Raw genomic sequence first — 2,697 nt, forward strand, 5'->3', positions numbered from 1 at the left:
TTATAAAATACTACACCGGAGGCGCCGGACTTTTCGGCTATCTGTGTTTGTTGCTGGTACAGCTCCAGCATGCTTTTGTGGCTGTCGGAGTCCATTTCGGCTACATTAATGAGCCAGATGTTATCGGGTTCATTCACGCTGGGCATGGCTTCGCCTTTGGCGGGTTTCTCAGCGCTGAAGGGCAACGGGAGAAATTGTTTGCCTGCCAGCAACTTATCTTCATTGATGGTCATATGGCAAGCGGCTGCCGGTTCACGGGTTTCTTTTACCGTAAAAGTTTGTAAAAAACTATTATCTCCCATGGGAGTTAAACCGATTTGCTGCATCTGTGCGGAGATGTATGCTGCGGCCAATTGTTCCCCGGGAGCCCCGGTACTGCGGCCTTCCAGCTTATCGCTGCTCAGGTAATTAATATGCAATTGTAGGTTACCTATGGTTTTTCTGTCCTCTTTCTTCTGTGCGTGAACGTATATGGTTACAACCACCAATGGTAACAGCCAGGTTATCTTTTTCACAGCAATCTGTTTTGGGTGTTGCAGCAAAATTACGAATTACGGCTGGCGAATAGCTAAATTGAGTGAAGTTCTTTTGACGATGGTATTGTATTCTAACTAATTATAATGTAATCCTTTCGTCTTAAAACAGTCATTCGCCGGTTGCCGCTGGTCGTTCATAATTCTCAATTCGCTATTTTTGCCCCGTTTTAAAAACAAAGTATGAAAAACACGCCTTTTACAGAGAAACACATTGCGCTGGGTGCCAAGATGGCCGCCTTTGCGGGTTACAACATGCCTATTTCCTACACTGGTATTAATGATGAGCACCAGGCGGTGCGTACAAACGCCGGCGTGTTCGATGTAAGCCACATGGGCGAATTTATTTTAAAGGGCGAAAACGCACTGGACCTGATTCAGCGCGTTACCAGCAATGACGCTTCCAAGCTCACTGCAGGCAAAGCTCAGTACAGCTGTTTACCTAACCAGGAAGGTGGTATCGTAGACGATCTGCTGGTGTATTGCATTGAAGAAAATAAAGTATACATGCTGGTGGTAAATGCCAGCAATATTGAAAAAGACTGGAACTGGATCAGCCAGTTCAATACCAACAACGTGGAAATGCACAACATTTCCGACAAAACCTGTCTGCTGGCTATCCAGGGACCTAATGCTACCAGCATCCTTCAGCCGCTCACAGAAGTAGATCTCATCAACATGAAGTACTACACCTTTACCAAAGGCGTGTTTGCAGGGGTGCCTAACGTGGTAATCAGTGCTACCGGTTACACCGGTGCGGGTGGAATTGAAATTTATTTTGAAGATGTAGACGGCGCAGCAGACAAGATCTGGGACGCTATTTTCGCAGCTGGTGGTCCTAAGGGCCTGAAACCTATTGGTTTGGGCGCCCGCGATACCCTCCGCCTGGAAATGGGTTTCTGCCTCTATGGTAATGATATCGACGACACTACTTCTCCCATGGAAGCGGGTTTGGGTTGGATCACCAAATTCACCAAACCATTTACCTCCAGCGAGTTATTTGCCAAACAGAAGGCAGAAGGTATTACCAAAAAGCTGGTAGGTTTTGAAATGGTGGATAAAGGTATTCCCCGTCACGACTACGAAATTAAAGATGCGGAAGGTAATGTAATTGGCCGTGTAACATCCGGTACCCAATCGCCTTCTATGCAGAAAGCTATCGGTCTTGGCTATGTGAAAACAGCTTTCGCAGCGCAGGATACAGAAATATTTATTGCCGTTAGAGACAAGGCCCTGAAAGCAAAAGTGGTAAAAGTGCCCTTCCTGAGCTAGGAATAAGTATGAATAGCCGGTTAAAGTTGTTAATTTCGTTGGCGGAGAGTCACGCAGAGGAGCAAAGCAGCTAAGCAGCAAAGATATTTTGTAAATCTTTTCGCTTAAATCAGTAAAATTCTTTGCTGCTTAGCTGCTTTGCTCCTCTGCGTGACCCTTCGCACCGGAATTTTTATATTTTATTACCATATCTATGCCTACTATCCACTTAACTACTGTCATCCATGCGCCGCTGGAAAGGGTCTTTGACCTGAGCCGGAGCATTACGCTGCACAAAAAGAGTATGTCGCACCGGCAGGAGGATGCGATAAAAGGTCGTACCAACGGACTGATATCTTATAATGAAACAGTGACCTGGCGAGCAAAACATTTGGGTAAAATGAGGGAGCTGACCACGAAGATCACGGCCATGCGCCAGCATGAGTTCTTTACGGATGAAATGACATCCGGTGATTTTACCCACATGAATCATGAACATCATTTTAAAGAAATCGGCAATGGCACCGTCATGATTGACATCCTGGATTTTGGGACGCCCTACGGCTGGTTCGGACGGGTATTTGAAAGATTCTATCTGTGTAAATATATGACCAAACTCCTGCAGGAGCGCAATAGTGCCATTAAGGGTTATGCAGAGAGCGAACGGTGGAGAGTAATCCTTGATTAAAGTTAAAAGTAATTGAATGACAGAAAGCAACAAACCCAGCCTGGAAGTATGTTTATCTCCGGCTTTATTACATTTGTTTGATGTAAAAAACAGTATCGTAGTTATTATAGATGTACTACGCGCTACTTCTACCATTTGCACCGCGCTGTATAATGGTGCTACCCGGGTAATTCCGGTAGCCAGTGTAGAAGAATGTGTGAACATCGGCCGCGCCATTGGCGGGAT

3 protein-coding genes and 1 pseudogene are annotated in these 2,697 nt (G+C 45.6%); 3 read left to right on the forward strand and 1 reads right to left on the reverse strand.

Annotated elements, in window-relative coordinates; all coding sequences use genetic code 11:
- A pseudogene (locus VIP81_RS12465) lies at window positions 1-515 on the reverse strand (hypothetical protein); the annotation flags it as partial.
- A gap of 201 nt (window positions 516-716) precedes the next feature.
- Here VIP81_RS12465 and gcvT point away from each other — a divergent pair.
- The 3 genes from gcvT to VIP81_RS12480 all read left to right on the forward strand — a co-directional run.
- Window positions 717-1,805: a glycine cleavage system aminomethyltransferase GcvT gene (gene gcvT, locus VIP81_RS12470; RefSeq protein WP_331960741.1), complete on the forward strand. Its 1,089-nt coding sequence runs from the start codon at window positions 717-719 to the stop codon at window positions 1,803-1,805.
- A 193-nt stretch (window positions 1,806-1,998) separates the two neighbouring features.
- Entirely contained in the window at window positions 1,999-2,472 is a 474-nt protein-coding gene (locus VIP81_RS12475) for an SRPBCC family protein (RefSeq protein ID WP_331960744.1), read from the forward strand.
- A 16-nt stretch (window positions 2,473-2,488) separates the two neighbouring features.
- Window positions 2,489-2,697 (forward strand): 2-phosphosulfolactate phosphatase (locus VIP81_RS12480; protein WP_331960747.1); only part of this gene is annotated, 209 nt, incomplete at its 3' end.

The sequence above is a fragment of the Chitinophaga sp. genome (assembly GCF_036566945.1).
Classification (GTDB): domain Bacteria; phylum Bacteroidota; class Bacteroidia; order Chitinophagales; family Chitinophagaceae; genus Chitinophaga.

Coding starts and splice junctions, on each gene's coding strand:
- gcvT (WP_331960741.1), top strand. CDS start 717: ATGAAAAACACGCCTTTTACAGAGAAACACATTGCGCTGGGTGCCAAG.
- VIP81_RS12475 (WP_331960744.1), top strand. CDS start 1,999: ATGCCTACTATCCACTTAACTACTGTCATCCATGCGCCGCTGGAAAGG.